At 31.9% G+C, this 21,222-nt stretch carries 21 protein-coding genes and 1 pseudogene; 11 read left to right on the forward strand and 11 right to left on the reverse strand.

The features are described 5' to 3' along the window. Window positions 1-5 precede the first annotated feature (5 nt). Window positions 6-1,829, forward strand: a complete 1,824-nt coding sequence (locus C8N27_RS06295; protein WP_121146691.1) for a cation:proton antiporter — start codon at window positions 6-8, stop codon at window positions 1,827-1,829. On the opposite strand, the gene dnaX is transcribed toward C8N27_RS06295, so the two are convergent. Beyond that, window positions 1,818-3,518 (reverse strand): DNA polymerase III subunit gamma/tau, encoded by a 1,701-nt coding sequence (dnaX, locus tag C8N27_RS06300; protein WP_121146692.1) that lies wholly within the window; start codon window positions 3,516-3,518, stop codon window positions 1,818-1,820. The genes C8N27_RS06295 and dnaX overlap by 12 nt on opposite strands. A 144-nt stretch (window positions 3,519-3,662) precedes the next feature. On the opposite strand from dnaX, the gene msrA reads away from it, so the two are divergent. After that, window positions 3,663-4,322: a peptide-methionine (S)-S-oxide reductase MsrA gene (msrA, locus tag C8N27_RS06305; protein ID WP_099214577.1), complete on the forward strand. Its 660-nt coding sequence runs from the start codon at window positions 3,663-3,665 to the stop codon at window positions 4,320-4,322. A gap of 69 nt (window positions 4,323-4,391) precedes the next feature. On the opposite strand, the gene C8N27_RS06310 is transcribed toward msrA, so the two are convergent. From C8N27_RS06310 to purB, 5 genes are all read right to left on the reverse strand, one after another. Further along, complete coding sequence (locus C8N27_RS06310) at window positions 4,392-6,653, reverse strand: TonB-dependent receptor (protein WP_121146693.1); 2,262 nt, start codon at window positions 6,651-6,653, stop codon at window positions 4,392-4,394. 52 nt (window positions 6,654-6,705) lie between these two features. Beyond that, window positions 6,706-7,029, reverse strand: coding sequence for a hypothetical protein (locus C8N27_RS06315; RefSeq protein ID WP_121146694.1), 324 nt, complete (start codon window positions 7,027-7,029; stop codon window positions 6,706-6,708). A 78-nt stretch (window positions 7,030-7,107) separates the two neighbouring features. Next, on the reverse strand, window positions 7,108-7,887 hold the full coding sequence (locus C8N27_RS06320) for a TerC family protein (RefSeq protein WP_099214574.1): 780 nt from the start codon (window positions 7,885-7,887) through the stop codon (window positions 7,108-7,110). A gap of 3 nt (window positions 7,888-7,890) precedes the next feature. Further along, the gene (locus tag C8N27_RS06325) at window positions 7,891-8,307 is read right to left on the reverse strand and encodes a hypothetical protein (protein ID WP_121146695.1); all 417 of its coding nucleotides are present in this window, start codon (window positions 8,305-8,307) and stop codon (window positions 7,891-7,893) included. After that, on the reverse strand, window positions 8,307-9,650 hold the full coding sequence (purB, locus tag C8N27_RS06330) for an adenylosuccinate lyase (protein WP_099214572.1): 1,344 nt from the start codon (window positions 9,648-9,650) through the stop codon (window positions 8,307-8,309). Before purB ends, C8N27_RS06325 begins: the two co-directional genes overlap by 1 nt. 437 nt (window positions 9,651-10,087) lie before the next feature. Here purB and C8N27_RS06335 point away from each other — a divergent pair. Further along, window positions 10,088-10,203 (forward strand): annotated as a pseudogene (locus tag C8N27_RS06335) (IS110 family transposase); the annotation flags it as partial. Between the two features lie 103 nt (window positions 10,204-10,306). Here the strand turns inward: C8N27_RS06335 and C8N27_RS06340 are convergent. The 4 genes from C8N27_RS06340 to C8N27_RS06355 form a co-directional block, all read right to left on the reverse strand. Further along, entirely contained in the window at window positions 10,307-11,461 is a 1,155-nt protein-coding gene (locus C8N27_RS06340; protein ID WP_121146696.1) for a hypothetical protein, read from the reverse strand. A 99-nt stretch (window positions 11,462-11,560) separates the two neighbouring features. Further along, window positions 11,561-11,980, reverse strand: a complete 420-nt coding sequence (locus C8N27_RS06345) for a hypothetical protein (protein WP_121146697.1) — start codon at window positions 11,978-11,980, stop codon at window positions 11,561-11,563. A gap of 11 nt (window positions 11,981-11,991) precedes the next feature. Continuing rightward, window positions 11,992-12,264, reverse strand: a complete 273-nt coding sequence (locus C8N27_RS06350; protein WP_121146698.1) for a hypothetical protein — start codon at window positions 12,262-12,264, stop codon at window positions 11,992-11,994. A gap of 297 nt (window positions 12,265-12,561) precedes the next feature. Continuing rightward, window positions 12,562-13,158: a Crp/Fnr family transcriptional regulator gene (locus C8N27_RS06355; RefSeq protein ID WP_121146699.1), complete on the reverse strand. Its 597-nt coding sequence runs from the start codon at window positions 13,156-13,158 to the stop codon at window positions 12,562-12,564. A 71-nt stretch (window positions 13,159-13,229) separates the two neighbouring features. Here C8N27_RS06355 and C8N27_RS06360 point away from each other — a divergent pair, with 71 nt between their 5' ends. Next, a complete protein-coding gene (locus C8N27_RS06360) occupies window positions 13,230-13,637 on the forward strand; it encodes a group III truncated hemoglobin (RefSeq protein ID WP_121146700.1) in 408 nt (135 codons plus the stop codon). Here the strand turns inward: C8N27_RS06360 and C8N27_RS06365 are convergent. Next, window positions 13,627-13,968 (reverse strand): hypothetical protein, encoded by a 342-nt coding sequence (locus tag C8N27_RS06365; RefSeq protein WP_121146701.1) that lies wholly within the window; start codon window positions 13,966-13,968, stop codon window positions 13,627-13,629. The genes C8N27_RS06360 and C8N27_RS06365 overlap by 11 nt on opposite strands. A 129-nt stretch (window positions 13,969-14,097) precedes the next feature. On the opposite strand from C8N27_RS06365, the gene C8N27_RS06370 reads away from it, so the two are divergent. The 7 genes from C8N27_RS06370 to C8N27_RS06400 all read left to right on the forward strand — a co-directional run bounded on the left by C8N27_RS06370 (window position 14,098) and on the right by C8N27_RS06400 (window position 21,171). Beyond that, window positions 14,098-16,116, forward strand: a complete 2,019-nt coding sequence (locus C8N27_RS06370; protein WP_167444729.1) for a VWA domain-containing protein — start codon at window positions 14,098-14,100, stop codon at window positions 16,114-16,116. After that, window positions 16,116-16,295, forward strand: coding sequence for a CPXCG motif-containing cysteine-rich protein (locus C8N27_RS06375; protein WP_047790511.1), 180 nt, complete (start codon window positions 16,116-16,118; stop codon window positions 16,293-16,295). Before C8N27_RS06370 ends, C8N27_RS06375 begins: the two co-directional genes overlap by 1 nt. A 5-nt stretch (window positions 16,296-16,300) precedes the next feature. After that, window positions 16,301-16,699 carry an acyl-CoA thioesterase gene (locus tag C8N27_RS06380; protein ID WP_099214563.1) on the forward strand — a complete coding sequence of 133 codons (399 nt, stop codon included), beginning with the start codon at window positions 16,301-16,303 and terminating at the stop codon, window positions 16,697-16,699. Between the two features lie 33 nt (window positions 16,700-16,732). Then, window positions 16,733-17,071, forward strand: coding sequence for a hypothetical protein (locus C8N27_RS06385; RefSeq protein ID WP_099214562.1), 339 nt, complete (start codon window positions 16,733-16,735; stop codon window positions 17,069-17,071). 109 nt (window positions 17,072-17,180) lie between these two features. Then, complete coding sequence (locus C8N27_RS06390; RefSeq protein ID WP_121146702.1) at window positions 17,181-19,334, forward strand: TonB-dependent receptor; 2,154 nt, start codon at window positions 17,181-17,183, stop codon at window positions 19,332-19,334. A gap of 68 nt (window positions 19,335-19,402) precedes the next feature. Further along, a complete protein-coding gene (locus C8N27_RS06395) occupies window positions 19,403-20,305 on the forward strand; it encodes a cation diffusion facilitator family transporter (protein WP_121146703.1) in 903 nt (300 codons plus the stop codon). Between the two features lie 35 nt (window positions 20,306-20,340). Then, window positions 20,341-21,171 (forward strand): prohibitin family protein, encoded by an 831-nt coding sequence (locus C8N27_RS06400; protein WP_099214560.1) that lies wholly within the window; start codon window positions 20,341-20,343, stop codon window positions 21,169-21,171. Window positions 21,172-21,222 lie beyond the last annotated feature (51 nt).

Here is a 21,222-nt window from a genome sequence, read left to right on the forward strand (position 1 = left end):
AAACTATGTTAGAACTAGCAGGGATAATTATACTTGGAATTTTGGCGCAATGGGTAGCTTGGAGGTTTAAAATACCAGCAATTTTACCTTTAATCTTAATTGGATTACTTGTAGGGCCTATTGCAGCAGAATTTTTTAATGATGATGGAAGTAAATGGATAGAACCTATATGGAATGGAGAAAAAGGATTGTTTCCTGGTGATGGACTGTATTATTTCGTGTCATTATCTATTAGTATTATTCTTTTTGAAGGAGGACTAACTTTACGACGAGGAGAAATAAAAAATATAGGCCCAGTTATTACAAAATTAATAACCCTAGGATCGGCGATTACTTTTTTTGGAGGAGCCATAATTGCTCACTATGTGTTTGGTTTAAATTGGGAATTATCATTTTTGTTTTCAGGTCTAATAATTGTTACAGGACCTACAGTAATAACACCAATTCTTAGAAATATACCGCTTAAAAAAGACGTTTCAGCAGTTTTAAAATGGGAAGGAATATTAATAGATCCAATTGGAGCTTTAGTAGCTGTACTTGTTTTTGAATTTATAAGTGTAGGAGGTGGTGCAGGTTTTACAGGGACTGCTTTATTAGAGTTCTTAAAAATAATCCTTTTCGGAACCACTTTCGGATTCACTTTTGCACACGCCTTAATTTTTGTGATAAATAAAAAATGGGTGCCACATTATTTATTAAATGTGGTTTCTTTATCCACTGTTTTACTAGTGTTTGTAGAATCTGAATTGTTTGCTCATGAATCAGGATTACTAGCTGTTGTGGTTATGGGAATGGTACTAGGAAATAGTAAACTTAAGAATTTAAAAGAGATATTATACTTTAAAGAATCATTAAGTGTTTTATTAATCTCAATACTATTTATTTTACTATCAGCAAATATTGATTATAAAGAACTAACGCTATTATACGAGTGGAAAACATTGCTTTTATTTGCTTTAATAGTGTTCGTAATACGTCCATTAGCAGTATTTTTAAGTACATCAAAATCAAACTTAAAAACAAACGAAAAACTGTTTATTAGTTGGGTAGGACCAAGAGGTATTGTTGCGGCAGGTATTGCTTCTTTATTTGGAAGTAAACTGCTAAAGCAAGGAATTGATGGTGCTGAGTATATAACTCCTTTGGTATTTATGGTAGTTTTAGGAACTGTTTTGTTAAACGCAACAACAGCAAGATTGTTTTCTAAGCTAGTAGGAGTGTTTTTAGAGCGTTCTAATGCAATTATGATAGTTGGAGCTTCAGATTTAGCAAGAATGATTGCGAAGTACTTAAAAGAGAATAAAAGAAGAGTAGTATTAATTGATTCTAATATTGAAAATGTAGAAAAAGCTAAAGAAGAAGGATTAGAATCAATTGAAGTAAATATTTACGATGATGAGTTAACAGATAATATTGAATTAAATGATGTAGGATATTTAATAGCAATGACAGGAAGTGATTCAATTAACAAATTTGTAATCTCAAACTTTTCATCGATTTTTGGTGAACAAGGAGCTTATCGTTTAGCAACTTCACAAGAAGTCATTACGAAAGATTATGAAGATGAAGATCATTTATTTACAATAGAAGATGATTATATTAATTTAATGGAAGCTGTAAGAGAATTCCCTGAAATTCACGAAACAGTAGTAAATTCTATTGATGACTATAAAAATAAAATTAATGAAATTAATCGTGATCAAAAATCAATACCAATTTTTGTTAAGAGCCAGAAAAATGAAATTCTATTAATTTCAGAATTTGAGAAAAACGTTAAGAAAATAGAAGATTGGAAGTTAGTTTATGTAGGTAAGAATTTAAACATCTAACCCGAAAGTATTCTTTAACTTTTCAATTAACGGATTTTTTTCTTTTAGTTTGTCATACTTCTCTTGAGGAGTATAGGCAAACTTTTTTTCTACAGTTTCATTTACAATAACATTAATTTGAATACCATAGTTATTTAACTTTTCACGTAAAAAGCGTAATAGTTTAGGCTTACCTTTTTCAAGTTGAGACTTCATTAAGTCATTAGGTAATGAAAAAATAATAGTAAAATCCTCTTGTAACTTAGGTTCATCAGAAGCTAAAATGGCAGCTATACTTCGTTCTCCAAAATTTTGTAGTTGGAAATAGTATTTTTTCCAAGCATCTTTTAACTCATCTTGAGTGAAAGGAGTTCTTGGATGATTGTCGTAGTTTTCTTCTACATCTATAGTACTTTTTATTTCTTTCTTTTGATGTAAACTTTTTAAAGATAAAGCAGAGGTACGTCGCTTAATATTTTTTAAAACTGGTTTAGCAGGCGCTTCTTTTGTAACTGTAGCTGTTACAGATGTAGGTTCAGCTTTTTTAGGACTTTTAGCAACAGCAGGTTTTACCTCAGTCTTTTTAACTGAAGGAGATAAAGAGGTAAAAAAAGTAGCAGGAATTATGTAGTTGCTAGATTTTTTTTTTGCTCCATCAAAAGTGATAGAGGCAATTTGCATTAAAGTAAGTTCTACCAATAATCGTTGGTTTTTACTTCCTCGATATTTCAAGTCGCAATCATTAGCCTTGTCTATAGCAGGGAGTAAAAACTGCATACTAGCTTTAGAAGCCTGTTCTAAGTATTTTTTCTTAGTATTATCACCAACCTCTAGTAAAGCTATAGTAGCTTGATCTTTTGCAACTAACAAATCTCTAAAATGAGAAGCCAAACCGTTTATAAAATGATGTCCCTCAAAACCTTTTCCCAACACATCATTAAAAGCCATTAAAACTTCTGGAATTTTATTTCCAAGTAATAAATCGGTAATGTTAAAATACACATCGTAGTCTAACACATTTAAGTTTTGGGTAACAGCTTCGCGAGTTAGGTTGTTTCCTGAGAAACTTACAACCCTATCAAAAATAGAAAGGGCGTCACGCATTGCACCGTCAGCTTTTTGAGCAATTACATGAAGTGCATCATCTTCAGCAGTAATATTCTCTTTAGCACAAATTGTTTTTAAATACTCTTTAGCATCTAAAACACCAATGCGTTTAAAATCAAAAATTTGACAACGAGATAATATCGTTGGTATAATTTTATGTTTTTCTGTAGTCGCTAAAATAAAAATAGCATGTGCTGGTGGTTCTTCTAACGTCTTTAAAAAAGCGTTAAAAGCAGCTTGAGAAAGCATGTGAACCTCATCAATGATATACACTTTGTATTTTCCTGTTTGAGGAGGTATACGAACTTGATCAGTTAAGTTACGAATATCATCAACCGAGTTGTTAGAAGCCGCATCTAATTCAAAAATATTAAAAGCAAAATCTTCATCATCCGTAGTTGCATCTTCTTGGTTAATACGTTTAGCCAAGATACGAGCACAAGATGTTTTACCAACACCACGAGGTCCTGTAAACAATAAAGCCTGAGCTAAATGGTTGTTTTGTATAGCATTTTCTAACGTATTAGTAATGGCTTGTTGCCCTACGACATCCTCAAAATTTTGAGGACGATATTTACGTGCCGATACTATAAAATGTTCCATTAAAATCTACTGTTTACTCGAACAAAAATAGAAAACACGGTGGCAACACGCAAACAAAATTATTAAGGAAATATTAAAGTTGTAAACAATTGTAAAATTTGCATACTTTCTACGACCAACTAACATATAAATAATAGTAATTATATGAAGATATTCAAGGGAGTAGCAGTGTTTACGGCTGTTGTTTTAGCGGTAACGTTATTAAGTTTCTCACAAAAAAAAGAAGAAAAACTAAAAGAGGTATCAATACAAACAACCTCAGAAACAAAAGTAGCTTACTTTGCAAGTGGTTGTTTTTGGTGTGTAGAAGCAATTTTTGAAAGTGTGAATGGAGTAGAGGAAGCAGTATCAGGATATGCAGGAGGACACACTAAAAACCCAACTTATAAAACAATTGGAACAGGCCGTACAGGACATGCAGAATCGGTAGCAGTATATTACAACCCGAAAAAAGTTAGTTTTCAAACATTAGTAACTGTATTTTTTGGTTCGCATAATCCAACTACTAAAAACGGACAACATCCAGATTATGGGTCACAATATAGGTCCATAGCGTTTTATAAAACACAAGAAGAAAAACAGCTCATAGAAAATACTATTAAAAAGTTAAACAAAGATGTGTATCATGGGAAAATAGTTACAGAGGTAAAAAAGATGGAGAGGTTTTATCCTGCGGAAGAGTATCATCAAAACTATGAACGTTTGCACCCAGAGAATCCATATGTGCAAAAAGTATCAATTCCTCGATTAAATCGGTTTAAACGCAAGTTTCCGGAATTGCTTAAAAAAAGAAAAGACGGGTAACTTTATTAAGTTAAAGTTTGTTTATATAAAAAGCTCCCCAGCAACAGCGTTACTGGGGAGTTATTTATTTTATAAAGTAAAGTTTATTCCTAAAACAATATTTCTACCAGGGTTAAAAATATTATCAGGCTTTAATCTAGATAGGTGATTTATGTACTTCTTATCAAAAAGATTATTTATGGTTAAAGATGTAGTAAAAGTGTATTTACTAATGATAATATCACCTCCAATACCTAAATTAACTAGATTATAAGCAGGTGTTGCTGTTTCAAACTCACTAACATTATCTTGCTTAAAAAATGAATGTAAGCTTACAGAAGCATATCCGTTTGGTAACCACTTTTCATTAGAAAACTCAGTTCTAAGTGTGTTTTTTAAGGTATTTGCCGGAATTAGTGGTAAATAGTTTCCATTATCTTGTTTACCAATTACCGTTTCAAAACTACTTTCTAAATGTAGCCAATCAAGAGGGTGAGGGTGTAAGTGAAAACCAAACTCACCTCCATACAATTTTGCATCTTCTTGAGAGTAAGAATACACAGGAGCATCATCTTCAATTTCACCAGTAGGAGATAAGTAGATGTAATCATTTAACTTATTATAAAAACCATTGGCAAATAACTCAAAGTGTTCAGTGTTATAATCTAAAGAAAGATCAAATTGTAAATTTTTCTCATTAACTAGGTTGTTGTTACCAACTTCAAAACGATTTGTACCGTGATGTACCCCGTTAGAAGTTAATTCAGCAAGGTTTGGAGCTCTAAATCCGCTTGCAATATTTAAACGAGTTGTAACAGCATTAAAAAGTTTAGTTTTAGCACCAAAAGAAGCAGTAAAACTATTAAAAGATTTATCTATAGCTTCAAAAATATGTATTTCATCTTCATGAGCTACTTCATGTCTTTCGGTAGTTATAGCTCTATTGTCATATCGAATACCAGCTTGTAAAGAAGTATTATCATTCAATTCAACGTTTGCTGTAGTAAATACACCAAAATCATTTACAGTAGCATTAGGAATTAACAATTCTTCACCAAAGTTAGTGTTGGTTTGGTGTAAACCTTGAGCACCTATTAAAACTTCAAATTTACCAAACTTAGGAAGGTGATATTTTGTGTTGTAACTAAACGTTTTTAGCTTCATATCTAAAGCAGCTTCACCTTCTTCATGCTCTTCGTGTTCTTCTTCAGTTTCCTCTTCCTCATGTTCATGATGCTCTTCAAACTCTTTACGGTTATTAATAGTATATCCTAAATCGATATCTAATTTTGAGTTTTTAAAGAAAATATGATTGTGTAAACTTATAATATGATTGTCAATATCTTGATAAGGAGTTTCAAAATGCGTTTCTTTTGTTTGTTCTCCAATCCCTTCTGTTAGTCCTAACTTAGAATTGTTGAAGTTATAGCGTAACTCAGAAGAAAAGTTTTTCTCATGAAACCCTACACCTAATTTTAAATCTTTTTCCTTAAAACGTGTATTAGTTACTCTATAGTCAGGTGTTTTGTAGTCTGCATGTTGCGCATAAGTTCCTCTAGCTAAGAATTGCCAGTTTTTTAAAGAAGATGTTAAGCCAACCGAAGTATTTGTACCTAAAGTATTACTAAAGTAACGCTGATTCACATTAAGTTTAGTAGTATTCTCTGGAGCAAATTTTTCTGGTTGAATATATAAAACACCACCTAAAGCATCAGAACCGTATAAAAGAGAAGCAGGGCCTTTAATAACTTCTACACCAGCAACACCAGCATCGTTAATACCCAAACCGTGTTCTCCACCAAATTGTTGGTTTTCTAGTCGGATACCTTGTGTGTACACTAAAACTCTGTTTCCGCTTAAACCTCTAATAACAGGTTTACCGATAGATGTTCCTGTAGAAACTTGAGATACCCCTGCAATGTTTGTAATTCCTTCCGCCAATGTTGTAGCTCCTGTTTTTTGAAGAGCTCTAGCCGAAAGACGTTCAACTTTCATTACATTTTCTGATTGTAATTTATTAAATGGAGTTGAAATAATTACTTCATCTATTTTAAAAATAGACTCTTCTAAGTGAAGGTCAAAAGAGATGTTTTCATTATTAAAATCAAACTCTTTTGAAACAGTTTTAAAACCTAAGAATGTAAAGTTAAAGGTTACTTTTCCGTTAGGAATGTTTTGTACGTTGTAGGTACCATTTTCATTGGTTACGGTTCCTTTATGTAATTGTTCTGAGTAAACTTCTACTCCTAAAAGTGGTTGATTATCAGTGTCTGTGATTTTTCCTGATAAACTGTTTTGTGCATATATAGCAGATACTCCTATGAATAATAGGAAATTTATAATTTTCTTCATTAAAATGAATTTTACTGTTAACGATGTGTTTTGTTAGTTGTTTATAACAATGTTATGATACAGTAAAATATGGTGGTGCTCTTGAAGATTTTTTATCAGCATACACATAAGAGATTAACTGAGGTTGAGCCTCGTAATCTAATTTGTAAAAGTGTTGCGGAATAACTGAAAAGTATTCAGCAGTTTGATACGTAAATGTATTTAAATGATAATGAGCTAAAGAACAATCTAGTTCTTGCGCATGAAAGTGATGCTCACTAGTAGATGTACAAACAGTATGCTCATGATTTTCAAATAAGTGTATTGTTAAAACTACTGTTGGTAATAGTAGAATTAATATACTTAGTAGTGCAATATGTTTTTTGAGCTTAATCACTGAGTACAAAAGTATAAAAAATAAAACCTAATAGAAATTTACTATTAGGTTTTATTTTTTTATAGTCTTAATATTTTCTTAATGCTTTTTTGAGTTTCCTCTCATTTTCATATTTAGCATCTCTACTACTAAAGAAAAAGTAATGGCAAAATATAAATAAGCTTTAGGAATACTTCCTATTTCCTCTCCAAAAAGAGTAGCGTGAGATAAGTGGGCACCTTCAGCAATAAGCATAAACCCAATTAAGATTAAGAAAGATAATCCTAACATTTGAATAGTTGGGTGCTTACTAACAAACTTCCCTACAGGGTTTGCAAATAACATCATAATAACCATAGATAATACTACAGAGGTAATCATAATTATCATAGCTCCTTCAATACCATTAGTCATTCCTACAGCCGTTAAAATAGAATCAAAAGAGAAAACGATGTTAATTAACGTAATTTGTATAATAGCTTGTGTTAATGTATAGCCTTTTTTAGGTTTACCGTCAGTTTCGTCTTCAAGATGTCCTTCTACTTTATGGTGAATTTCTTTAGTGCTCTTATATAAAAGGAATATACCACCAGCAAATAAAATTAATGCTTGACCTGTAACTCCTGCATTAAGCCAAGATAAATCGATATTAAAAAAAGGAGAATTCATAGCAATAAGCAACGAAATACCAAAAAGTAAAGCAATACGAAGTATCATGGCTAAGAATAGCCCAATATTAGTCGCTTTTTTTTGTTGATTTTCAGGTAGCTTATTTGCAGCTATTGAAATAAAAATAATGTTGTCAATACCTAATACAATTTCTAAAAATGTTAAGGTAACAAGTGCACCCCACGTATCAGGTTGTAAGAAAATTTCCATAGTTTATTTTACTTTATATACAGTTCCTTTTTGTTTAAAGTTAGAATAGCCAATTTTTGCGGTAAAACTATAAGAGCTGTCAGTTACTTTAGTTATTTGAACAAATATAGGGTCTTTATCTAGATCAGTTTTCGGACTTTTCATTTGCAAAGTGTATGCAAAATTATTTTTCCATTTGATGTAGAGTGTATCTATATGTTTTATTTCTTTTTCAGTAACTAAACTGTCAGCTGAAATACTTACTTTTTTAGTGTATTCTTCTATTTGTAAGCTGTCTTTTCTTACAATAGTTGTTTTTCCGTAGTTATCACCAGCAGGAATTTCAAACGTTCCGTGAACAAAACGTGTAGGATCTCCTTTTTTTTCTGGAGCACACGAAATAGCTAAAAATAAAACTAAAAAAGTAAGTAAATATCTCATTATATACCTGTGTAATTAGATGGTGTAATTTGTTTTAATTCATTTTTAATAGCATCAGAAACCTCTAAAGTATCAATAAAATTAGCGATAGAATCTTTGTTGATTTTTTCGTTCGTACGAGTTAATCCTTTTAACGCTTCGTATGGATTAGGATATGCTTCACGACGTAAAATTGTTTGAATAGCCTCAGCAACTACTGCCCAGTTATTTTCTAAATCTTCAGCAAACTTAGCTTCATTTAATAATAACTTGTTCAATCCTTTCAACGTAGAAGCAAAACCAATTAAGGTATGTCCAAAAGGAACTCCAACGTTACGTAATACCGTACTATCAGTTAAATCACGTTGTAATCTTGAAACTGGTAACTTAGCAGATAAATGCTCAAAAATAGCATTGGCAATACCTAAGTTTCCTTCAGAGTTTTCAAAATCGATAGGATTTACTTTATGTGGCATTGCAGATGAACCTACTTCACCTTTTTTAATCTTTTGTTTGAAGTAGTCGTTAGAAACGTACGTCCAAACATCGCGATCTAAATCAATTAAAATTGTATTTACACGCTTTAATCCGTCGTATAAAGCTGCCATGTGATCGTAGTGCTCAATTTGCGTAGTAGGGAAGGAGTGGTGTAAACCTAACACTTCTTCAACGAAATGAGTACCGAAGTTTTTCCAGTCGATATCTGGATACGCTACTTTGTGTGCATTGTAATTACCTGTAGCTCCACCAAACTTCGCAGCATGTGGTGTATGTTGTATGTGAATAACTTGATTGTTAATACGTTCTACAAATACAAAAAACTCTTTTCCTAAACGAGTAGGAGAGGCTGGTTGCCCGTGAGTTCTTGCTAACATTGGTACGTTTTCCCATTCTTCAGATAAATCAGCTAATTTGCAAACTAAGGTATCTAAAGTAGGGTAGTATACTTCTTCCATAGCATCTTTAATAGATAATGGAATAGCAGTGTTGTTAATATCTTGAGACGTTAATCCGAAGTGGATAAATTCTTTATATTTATGTAAGTTTAAAGCGTCAAACTTTTCTTTAATAAAGTACTCAACAGCTTTTACATCGTGATTGGTAACGCTTTCAATTTCTTTGATTTTTAGCGCATCTTCAGCAGAAAAATCTTCATAAATTTTACGTAAATCAGCGTATAAATCTTTGTTGAAATCGGCTAATTGAGGTAATGGAATTTCACATAAAGCAATGAAATATTCAATTTCTACCTTTACACGATATTTTATTAAAGCTTCTTCTGAAAAATAGTTCGCTAAGCTTGCTACTTTGTTACGGTATCTACCATCAATAGGAGAGATGGCGTTTAATTCTGTTAAGTTCATGTTTTGTTGTTGTGTTGAAAGGCACAAAAATAGAAAATACTTCCCTTTTTTTAGAGATAAACTACAGGAATTTTAGTACTAAATAAAAGCAATCTTATTTAGGGACAAAGAAGTATGTCGTAGTATTAGCGACCCATGCCGTAATATCAGCGACCCGTGCCGTGATGTTAACGGAGCATGCCGTGATGTTAGCGGAGCATGCCGTAGTATCAGCGACCCGTGCCGTGATGTTAGCGGAGCATGCCGTAGTATCAGCGACCCGTGCCGTGGTGTTAACGGAGCGTGCCGTAGTATCAGCGACCCATGCCGTGGTGTTAACGGAGTACGCCGTAATATCAGCGACCCGTGCCGCGGTGTCAACGGAGCATGCCGTAGTATCAGCGACCCGTGTTGTAATATTAGTGAGCTTTCCTCACAAATGGGAGTATTCGAGACTATTCAATAAAGTGAGTAGAGAACTTTATGACCGATAGTTGCTAAAGGTAAGAGTAAAAAACTTGCTTTAATAGCGGTGTGTAATAAGCTATTAAAACAAGCTTTTGAAATAGTATAAAGTGGTTTGCCTTATAATGTAAATTATAAAAGTACTTTGGGTTAAAAAAGTACAAAATGTACTTGTTTTTTACCTCAGTTCTTTGTTGTAACCAGTACTTTTTTCATTCCAACCAGTTTTTTGATATTCCAAATATTTTGTCAAAGTCATTTCCTTCCAGACTAATAATTTGATTTTCCTTAACATAACTGTAAACCAAATTTAGTCTACTAAAATCCATTTTATTTTCCGCAAAAGGGTGTTCAAATAACCAATAATTGGCATTAGGAATATTGGAAGGAAACACTCTTGTTACTAAAATTCCGCTTACGTTTTTTAATTTAGGCTTTCCTGAATTATAAAATACACCATCCATAGCTCTAGTCATTCTACCATCTCGATTATCTGGGTTTGTAGAATAAGTATATTGTAAAGAACCCCAAATTACATTTTCAATATCAATATTACCAGAAATTTTTTTACTAAGCGCGTTTATGCAAATTAAGTAAGGAATATCAAATTTCCCATATCGCTTTGCTTTTTTCAAAATTGACTCTCTCAAAGAGTTTTCACCACCAACCAAAAAAGTCTCGAAAGGAAACATTCCAATAGGGTTGTTGCTAATCTTATTTCTTTTAGATTTGATTAGAGGAATAGGTTGTATTGAAATTTTAAAATCATCATTTTCATAATCAATGAACGGACAACCTTCAAATCCGTATTTTTCCATTTGTGATGTAATAATTTCAGGGTCTAGGAAGGATATTTCAGTTTCAATTTTTGAGATTAATTCCTTAGTTCTTGGTTGTTTCGTTGTTTTAAATTCAAGTTCGGCAACCCTAAGTAAAAATCCTTTAATTCTAGTTTTATTTAAAGAATCGTAAAATTCATTCTGACGCCGTTCAAAAGCCATTTCACTTTTAGATCTGTCGTAACAGATTTTTGCTTCAACATAGGCTGAGAAATTGTTCTGCTGAATTAAAAAATCAGGTCTCTTACTTGAATCTTTAAGTTTTGGATGTATCTCTATTTTAAAATTTAAAGACCTGAATAATTCATATAAAAAGAGTTCATAAAATGCAGAATCCATATCTTTTTTGAATCTGTTTTTCAATTCTTTTTTTTCGGTATTTGGGTAATTGAAAAACCACTCTTCTAAAATTTTTCTAATAATAGCCATATCTTTCCTATCACTTTTATGATAGTAGTTAAAGGCATTTTCATTGTTATTAGATGGTCCTTTTATAACTTCTTCAGTATGGTCAAAAAGTTTTATCAAATTGATAGGTGACTTGGTATTGTTTACAACGTTGAGTATATGGAACGTAGCCTGCCGATAGGCGGCTATGATTACATATACAGTGTTAGCTAGCGTTTTTTATTCAATTGTTCTGCTCTTTATTTTTTTAATCACGTCATCGAATTGATTCTTTGATCGCCACCAAATTATAAGTAACAATAAACCGAGAAGAATTCCAAGAACCGTAATTACAACAAATACAATGTACGCTTTATCCGATTGGTTGTCCAAGTCAAAAGTCAAGAGACTTGCCAAAAAGGATAGTCCAATAGATAAAGAGAAAATTGCAAAATTCAAATAAGTCGAACTTGGTGAACCACGTTCAATAATGTACAACTCGGATTCGCTAACTTCATATAAAACCAATGAGTCATATCTACCACGTTTTATTTTCGGACCTTTACTTTCAGTGCTTGATTCAGAACCTTTTTGGAAGTGTTGTTTAACTTCTCCCTTTTCTATTTCCGAATCGATAGCTTTTTTGTCATTTTCTGCCATAATTCAGATTTTTAAAGATTCTTTTTTAACCATTCGTTACGACATATTACATTTTGCCACGCTGCAATAGAGCCCGACTTAATAACGAATATTGAACTTCCTGAAGGAACGATGTCACTTATTTTATCTCTTACTTCCGTTGTTTTCTCTTCTGTGACAATTGCCCAAGTTGATTCTGTTATATGTGCCCACGTTCCATAATCTTTGAAGAATTGATACAATTCTTCATATTGGTCGTCTGACGCATTTTTTAAATCGTAACTAATTATCAATGTTTTCTTCATCTATAATACTTATTTTAATGTAAGCTAACTTGTTTATATACGTAATAAAATTACTGTTATATTCTCTTAATGGTAAGATAAGCGTAACTTTTAGCAATTTTATACGCTATCAAATATATTAAAATCAATAGGTTACCTGAGATAAAGTTATTAACGAGTTATCGGTATTTATTAACTAATTATACAATTTCAGCGAACTTACTACAAGGGGTGTACAAATTCTTACGGAATTCCGTAAATCAATTAATTTTTATGATTTGTAAGGTGTTTTATTGAATGTTCTCTTTAAAGAAGGCTTTAACGATATACCTTTCGTTTGCTAATTTTTACGTCTCCCTTTTTTTCTAAGGACTTTATTACTCGAATAACCGTTTCCACTCGCAAACCTAAAATATCGGCTATTTGTTGACGTGTATAGGCTACTTTAAAAGAGAACTTTCCTTCAACTTTGTATACATCGTCTTTTAAATAATCAATAAAGCGGAGTACTCTGTGGGCAGGTTCTTGGCTAGATATTTCGGAAGCAATAATAGCTTTATAGTACAAACGTTTTGCTAAACTCTGGGTGATTTTTAAGTGAATTTCAGGATTGTCTTGTAGTAATTTAAACAAATCACTTTTAGCTAAAGTTAGAATTGTACTATCAGAAATTGCCACCGCATTGGCAGGATATTTTACATCAATAAATAAAGGAGGCTCACCAAAGCTTTGGTTTTTATAAAATATTCCTTGAATAAACTCTTTACCATCATCATTAAAATTATTCATTTTTACAGCACCGTTTACTATTTGGTAATAATAATGTGCGGTTTGTTCTTCAGAAAAAATAATTTCGTCTTTTTGAAAATCTTTGGTTTCAGCGTGGTATTTTAATAAGAGTTCTTCTGGAATCATTATGATTTAAGTCATAAATTGCAATTGCATAAAGATATACTTTTGTAGCGTATTTCAAGAACGATTTGTAAATGGATAAAAGAGACATAGAAAATAGGGAAGATGTGTATAAGTTAGTATCAACCTTTTATAATGATAAAATTAGAAAGGATGATTTTATAGGTCCTATTTTTTTAAAAACAATTCCAGAAGAAACCTGGGAACCTCATTTACAAAAACTCACCGATTTTTGGGAAACGAATTTGTTTTTTGTTAGAAAGTTTAAAGGAAACCCGATGAAAGCACACAAAGATGTAGATAGAAATTTTGAGTATGCTATTTATCAAGAACACTTTGGACGCTGGTTGCAATTGTGGTTTGAAACAGTTGATGAACTTTTTGACGGAACAAAAGCGCATGAAGCGAAAGAAAGAGCTAGAAACATAGCCTCTATGCTCTTTTTTAGAATGTTTGAAGCAAAACCAAAGCCTACTTCATAAGTATTTGATAAAAAATCATAAAGATATTTCCTAAAAAGCTAATAATAAAAGCCCAAACTATTGTTTTAAAAGGGCGTTGACTTATGGCAGCAGCATTTGCTCCCATAGCGGTTACACAAGCAAAAATTAAAGCGAATAAATTCACATCTCCATCTACAGCTAAAGCAGCTGTAAATGAGGCTATCATAGAACCTACAGTAATTAAAATTATTGATATGCCTATACTGTATTTTTCTCCTTCGGCTATTTTTTGGTTGATATAAGCTAAAAAACCTAATAGAGAGGTTCTTTGATTCATTTTTTCTGAGGTTAAGTTTTCTGTAGTTACCATACATAATAGTTTTTAGTAAAATTATGTAACTGATAACTAGTTTTTTATGATTGAAGTCATAAATGAAAAAGAAGAAAAGGTCTTTTTATTTGTTAGATATTTTTATCTTCACATACTAAAATAAGCTGAGTGGAGTCAATAACTATAATTTACATTGTATTAGCCGTATTAATAAGCGTAGCCATTGCTTTTTTTCAATATTTCTATAAGGTAAATAGAACTCCGAAAGTACATATCTTACTTTTTAGCTTAAAGGCACTGAGTCTCTTTTTAATTGGGTTGCTATTGATTAATCCGAAGATAACAACTCTTGAAACGGAAAATATAAAACCTGTGTTATCTGTATTGGCAGACAATTCGTTATCTACTCAATTTTTTAAAGAAGAAAAAAAGGTACAAGAATTAATATCAAAAGTAGAAAGCAACGAAGAACTTCAAGATAAATTTGACGTACAGTATTTTTCGTTTGGGAATGATATTAAGGTGTTGGATAGTTTATCTTTTGCTGAAACACAAACAGATATTTCAAAAGCAGTTGAAGCCGTTAATGAATTGAATAAAGATAAAAATGCAGCTACTATTTTAATAACCGATGGAAATCAAACCCAAGGAAACGATTACGAGTTTTCATCAACAAAGCATAAAGTATTTCCTATAGTTATTGGTGATACTATTAAGTATCAAGATATTCAAATTTCGCAGTTAAATGTGAATAAGTATAGCTATGTAAAGAACAAGTTTCCTGTAGAAGCATTGTTGTATTATGAAGGAAAAGAAACGGTGAACACTACTTTTTCAATCGTAAAAAACGGGAGCAGAGTTTTCTCAAAAAGAGTGCGTTTCTCACCAGAAAATCCTGTGCAAACTGTTACAGCCAATTTAGTGTCTAATACCAAAGGAGTACACTATTACACAGCGTCGATAAGTAGTATAGCAAATGAAAAAAACACGAAGAACAATTATAAAAGCTTTTCAGTTGAAGTTTTAGATGAGCAAACCAAAGTTTTATTGCTCAGTTCTTTTTTACATCCAGATTTAGGGGCACTAAAAAAAGCGATAGAGAGCAATAAACAACGCAAAGTAGACATTGCTTTGATACAGGATAAGAATATAAACTTAGATGCGTATCAGTTTTTTGTTTTATATCAACCTAACAGCTATTTTAAAACAACTTTAGAAAAAATACAATCTAACTTTTTACTGGTTTCAGGAACTAAAACAGATTGGAACTTTTTGAATAGTCAAGGTTTAGGAGTTCAAAAAAGAGTTATCAATCAAAAAGAAGAATATACTGCTATTTACAATCCAGATTTTCTAACTTTTTACCAAGAGGATATAGGTTTTGGTCAATTTCCACCACTAAAAGACAAGTTTGGAGAAGTACAGGTTAAAAAAGAATCTCAAAGCTTGTTGTATCAGAAGTACGCAGGGGTAGAAACCACACAACCGTTATTATCAACCTTTGAAGAGAATGATAAAAAGTATGCAATACTATTTGGTGAGGGTATTTGGAAATGGAGAGCTGCCAGTTATTTAAAAGAGAAAAACTTTGAAAGCTTTGATACGTTTGTAGGAAACTTAGTTCAGTATTTAGCATCAACTAAAAAGAGAAGACGTTTAGATGTAAAAGCACAACGTTTGTATGCAGCTAATGAGCCCATAACCATAAGCGCTTTTTATGTTGATAAAAACTACCAATTTGATAGCAGAGCATCTTTAGAGTTAACAGTAACTAATTTAGAAACAAAGGCTAAAAAGAGCATTCCGTTTTCTTTATTTAACAACTCGTATCAAGTTGCTGTTGAAGGATTAGCCTCAGGAGAATATTCATATACAGTAACAGTAAAGAACCAAAATATAAGTAGTTCAGGTAGGTTTAAAATTGAAGATTATCAGATAGAAGAGCAGTTTACCAATGCTAATTTTAAGAAATTAGAACAGCTAGCGTTAAAAACAGACGGAGCTATAGTTTATGCAGATAAAGTTGACGATTTATTAAAAAAGATACAAGAAGATGCATCTTTTTATACCACACAAAAGTCTATTACCAAAAAACAAAGTTTAGTTGATTGGAAATGGTTGTTATTATTGATTATAGTTTTGTTATCAATAGAGTGGTTTGTTAGAAAATATTATGGTAAAATATGATGTATGAACACTTTTTTCAATGTCCGCATTGTTGGGAAGAAATTTCCATGTTGCTGGATGCTAGTACATCTGAAACCTATGTAGAAGATTGTGAGGTATGTTGCAATCCTATACAAATAACTTTTACCTTTGTAAATAACGATTTAGTAGCTTTTGAAGCTAAAAATATAGAACAATAAATACGATGAGATTTCACACACGTAAATGGGTAAAACCAGAAGATTTAAATCCTAACGGAACACTTTTCGGAGGACGATTATTACAATGGATTGATGAGGAAGTAGCGTTATATGCTATTATTCAGTTAGAAATTCCAAAAACAGTAACCAAGTTTATGTCTGAAATAAATTTTGTTAGTTCAGCAAAACAAGGAGATATTGTAGAAATAGGAATTGATGTAGTAAAGTTTGGTACAACGTCTATCACCTTAAGCTGTGAGGTTCGTAACAAAATAACCCGAAAAACAATTATTGCAATTGATAAAATTATCATGGTGAGTTTAGACGAAGAAGGGAAGCCTTTTGCACATGGTAAAACAAAAATAGAGTATGTTAAAGATAGGTTAGATAATGAAGATTCATAAATTTTTATAATTTTGTAACCCTAAACAGTATTCGTGAAAAACAGTATCATCATATTATTAACCTTATTATTAGTTGTGCCTCCTTTACAGGCACATACTGATGCTGTGGTTTTTGTTGCTGAATCAGAAGTGCATCACGATGTGTTAAATGAAGATCATCAAGATGAGCATCATCAGCATGATACTGAAGAAGAAAAAAACAAAGAACATCACCATCATTGTAACGTAATTACTGTTACAGCAGATTTTATACCAACCGATTATAGTTTTGATATTCCTATTTTTTTAGAAATAAGAAATAGTATTAACTTCTATCAAAACACATACTACAATTCATACTTGTCGGCTATTTTTCAGCCACCAAAATTTTAAATTAATTATTCTCGGTTTGCTTTCGAAGATATACGAAAGTAGTTCTTGCATCTTTTTTATTAAAAAGGTGTCAGCTTACAAATACATATAATTAATTTAAAAGAAACACATGTTAAAAAATATAGTGTTAGCGGTAGTAATGGTACTATCTGCTATTCAAATAAACGCGCAAAATTCAGTAGAATTTAAAGTAATTTCTGATGAAAAAGAACCAGTTATTGGTGCATCAGTATATATAAAAAACACCACATTAGGAGAAGAAACTAATTTAGACGGAATTGCAATTATCAATAATATCCCTAACGGGAAGCAAACTTTTGTAGTATCGTTTATAGGGTTTGAAACGGTTGAAAAAGTCATAACCTTTCCAATAACAAAGAAACAATTTGTGATAGAGCTTCACGAAGATGAAGAAACTTTAGAAGCGGTTGTAATTCAATCAACAAGAAGTAAAAGAGCAATTGCTGAAATTCCGACTAGAATAGAGGTAGTAGGAGCTGAAGAATTGGGTGAAAAAGCGGTTATGAATTCAGCAAATATAGCCATGGTTTTACGTGAAAGTACAGGGATACAAATGCAGCAAACATCTGCAAATTCAGCCAATCAAAGTATACGTATTCAAGGGTTAGATGGGCGATTTACGCAATTACTAAAAGACGGATTTCCTTTATTTGGAGGATTCTCTAGTGGATTGAGTATTATGCAAATTCCACCGTTAGATTTACAACAAGTAGAAATTATTAAAGGAAGTTCATCAACCTTATATGGAGGAGGAGCTATTGCAGGTTTGGTAAACTTAGTGTCAAAAAAGCCAAAAGACAAACGAGAAGTTAGCCTAATGTTCGATCAAACTTCACGTAACGGAAGCACCATAAATGCTTTTTATAGTGAACGTTTTAATAAGTTTGGAGTTACTTTGTATGGTTCAGCAAACAGACAAGAAGCAACCGATGTAAACGATGATCATTTTTCTGATATTCCAAAAGTTAGAAGTTTTAGTATTAACCCGTCGTTATTTTATTACCCGAATGAAAAAGAAGAATGGCGCTTGAATTTTGGGACAACTATAGAGAATCGAATAGGTGGAGATACTGATGTAATAGCAGGAAATATGACCACCGATCATAGTTTTTTTGAAGAAAACAAATCGGAACGTTATTCAACACAATTGTCATATTCTAATGATATTTCAGAAGATAAAAGTTTTCATTTTAAAAACAGTGTAAGCTATTTTAAAAGAAATTTAACTTCACCAGATTATGAATTTGATGGAAAGCAATGGGCTACTTTTACTGAAGCAACATATAACTTATACAACCTTACTTCTGATTGGGTTTTTGGAGGGAACATCATAACTGAAAACTTTATAGAAAACCCAACAACAGATTTAGATAGAAGTTACAAGCAATTTACCTTTGGAGGGTTTACTCAAAATAACTGGCGACTTTCAAACAATTTAACGCTGGAAAGTGGTTTACGAACAGATTATAATGATCATTATGGAACATTTGTACTTCCTAGAGCTTCATTGTTTATTAAATATGATGAAAAGATTTCGAGTAGGATAGGAGGAGGTTTAGGTTATAAAATTCCTACAATCTTTACTGAAGATGCTGAATTACGCTCGTATCAAAATGTAATGCCAATTAACCTGACTGATTTTGAAGCGGAAACTTCTATTGGATTTAATGCAGATGTAAATTATAAAACAAGAATATTTAATGATAATGTGTCATTATCTTTTAATCAATTAGTGTTTTACACACAGTTGAAAAATTCTCTTTTATTGGAAGAGAACGGGACGAATTATGAGTTTATAAATGCTAGCAGTTCATTAAATAGTTATGGAGCTGAAACTAATTTAAAGTTGAAATACAAAGATTTTATACTTTTTACGAATTATGCTTATAACAATGTTGAAATTGATAATAATCAAAAAGCATTAACACCAAAGCATAGTTTTGGAGGAGTATTAATGTATGAAGTACATGATAAGTGGCGAATAGGTTATGAAGCTTACTACAAGAGTTCTCAGTTGAGAAACAACTTAACAGAAACTCCTGATTATTGGACAATGGGCTTTATGGCAATGAGAACGTTTGGTAAGGTTAGTTTGTATGCAAATTTTGAAAATTTTACAGATACCAAACAACAAAACTATCAAGATATGATAGAAGCACCACATAACGATCCTTCTTTTACAGATATTTGGGCACCAACTGACGGGTTTATTTTCAACGCTGGAATCTTGGTGAAGCTATAAGAGAAAGAGGAGTTTTTACTCCTCTTTTTTGCATCTTTTTTATACATTTAAAGTCAATTAATAAAAACATGGGACACAACCATCACCATCATTCACACGGAAGTTCTACAGAGAATATAGCCGTTGCCTTTTTCTTGAATTTAGCATTTACAATTATTGAATTTATAGGAGGTTTTTATACCAATAGTTTGGCAATTATGTCTGATGCCTTGCATGATTTAGGAGATAGTTTAAGCTTGGGGTTGTCTTGGTATTTTCAAAAAAAATCGACAAAAAGAGCAAATAAGAAATATTCATACGGGTATAAAAGGTTCTCTCTTTTAGGAGCTGTAATTAATTCAATAGTATTAGTTATTGGTTCGGTATTTATAATAAAAGAGGCGATTCCTAGAATTATTAATCCAGAAAATGCAGATGCTAAAGGAATGATGTGGTTAGCTGTTTTAGGAATTATAGTAAATGGGGCTGCTGTATTAAAATTAAAAAAAGGAACCTCAATTAACGAGCGAGTAGTTTCATTACATTTATTAGAAGACGTGTTAGGTTGGGTAGTAGTACTACTAGCAAGTATTGTAATGCAGTTTTGGGACGTTCCGGTTTTAGATCCAGTCTTATCTATTGCTATTGCTGGTTTTGTGCTGTATAATGTGTATAAAAACATTAAAGAGAGCCTTAGAGTTATATTACAAGGAACTCCTGAAAATGTTTCTGTAGAAGAAGTTCAACAAAGAATAGTTTCTATAGAAGAGGTAGAAAGTATTCACGATTGTCATTTATGGACGATGGACGGCCAGTATAACGTGTTTACAGCTCATTTAGTAATAAAAAACAGCGAATTATCTTGGGAAAAAAATCATCAAATAAAGCAAGAAGTTAAGCGAGTTTTGCATGATGAATTTCACTTAGAACATATTACTCTTGAGCTTGAGTTTGCATCACAAGAATGCGATTATGAAAACTGCGGTTCATAAATTTAATTGTACATTTGAGTATAAAACATAAAAAAATGACAAGAAATCAAGTAGAGTTAAAGTTTCCAAAATTCGGATTGTTAATTCCAGTAGTTGTAGTTCTAATAATTTTTATAGCAAAATCAACTGTAACAATTAATTCAGGAGAAGCAGGAGTGTTGTATAAAACGTTTGGAGGAGGAGTTGTTACAGATGAACCACCATTAGGAGAAGGTTTTCATGTGGTTGCTCCTTGGAATAAAGTACATGTATATGAGGTAAGACAACAAGAACTTTTTGAAAAAATGAAAGTATTGTCATCTAACGGATTAGAAATTCAAATAGATGCATCTGCTTGGTATCAACCAGTTTATAAAGATTTAGGAAACTTACATCAAACACTAGGTGAAAATTATTTACAACGTGTAATTCAGCCAGCAATTCGTTCAGCAGCGCGTAGTGTAGTAGGCCGTTATACACCTGAACAATTGTATTCAAGTAAAAGGGATGCTATTCAAGATGAAATATTTATAGAGACAAAGAAGATATTAGAAAAGCAATATGTTCAGTTAAATGAAATTTTAGTTAGAGATGTAACGTTACCATCAACTATTAAAGAAGCAATTGAACGTAAGCTAAAGCAAGAGCAAGAGTCATTAGAGTATGAATTTAGATTAGTTACGGCTCAAAAAGAAGCAGAAAAGCAAATTATTGAAGCAAAAGGTAAAGCTGATGCAAATAGAATTTTAAGTGCTTCATTAACAGATAAAATTTTGCAGGATAAAGGTATCGAAGCTACCAATAGATTAGCAAATTCTAACAATAGTAAAGTGGTTATTATTGGTTCTGGGAAAAGTGGAATGCCAATTATTTTAGGAAATCAGTAGGAAAATAGTCTTATATAAAAAAGCAGCTCAATTGAGCTGCTTTTTTTATTG

This window comes from Tenacibaculum discolor (assembly GCF_003664185.1).
Lineage (GTDB): Bacteria > Bacteroidota > Bacteroidia > Flavobacteriales > Flavobacteriaceae > Polaribacter > Polaribacter discolor.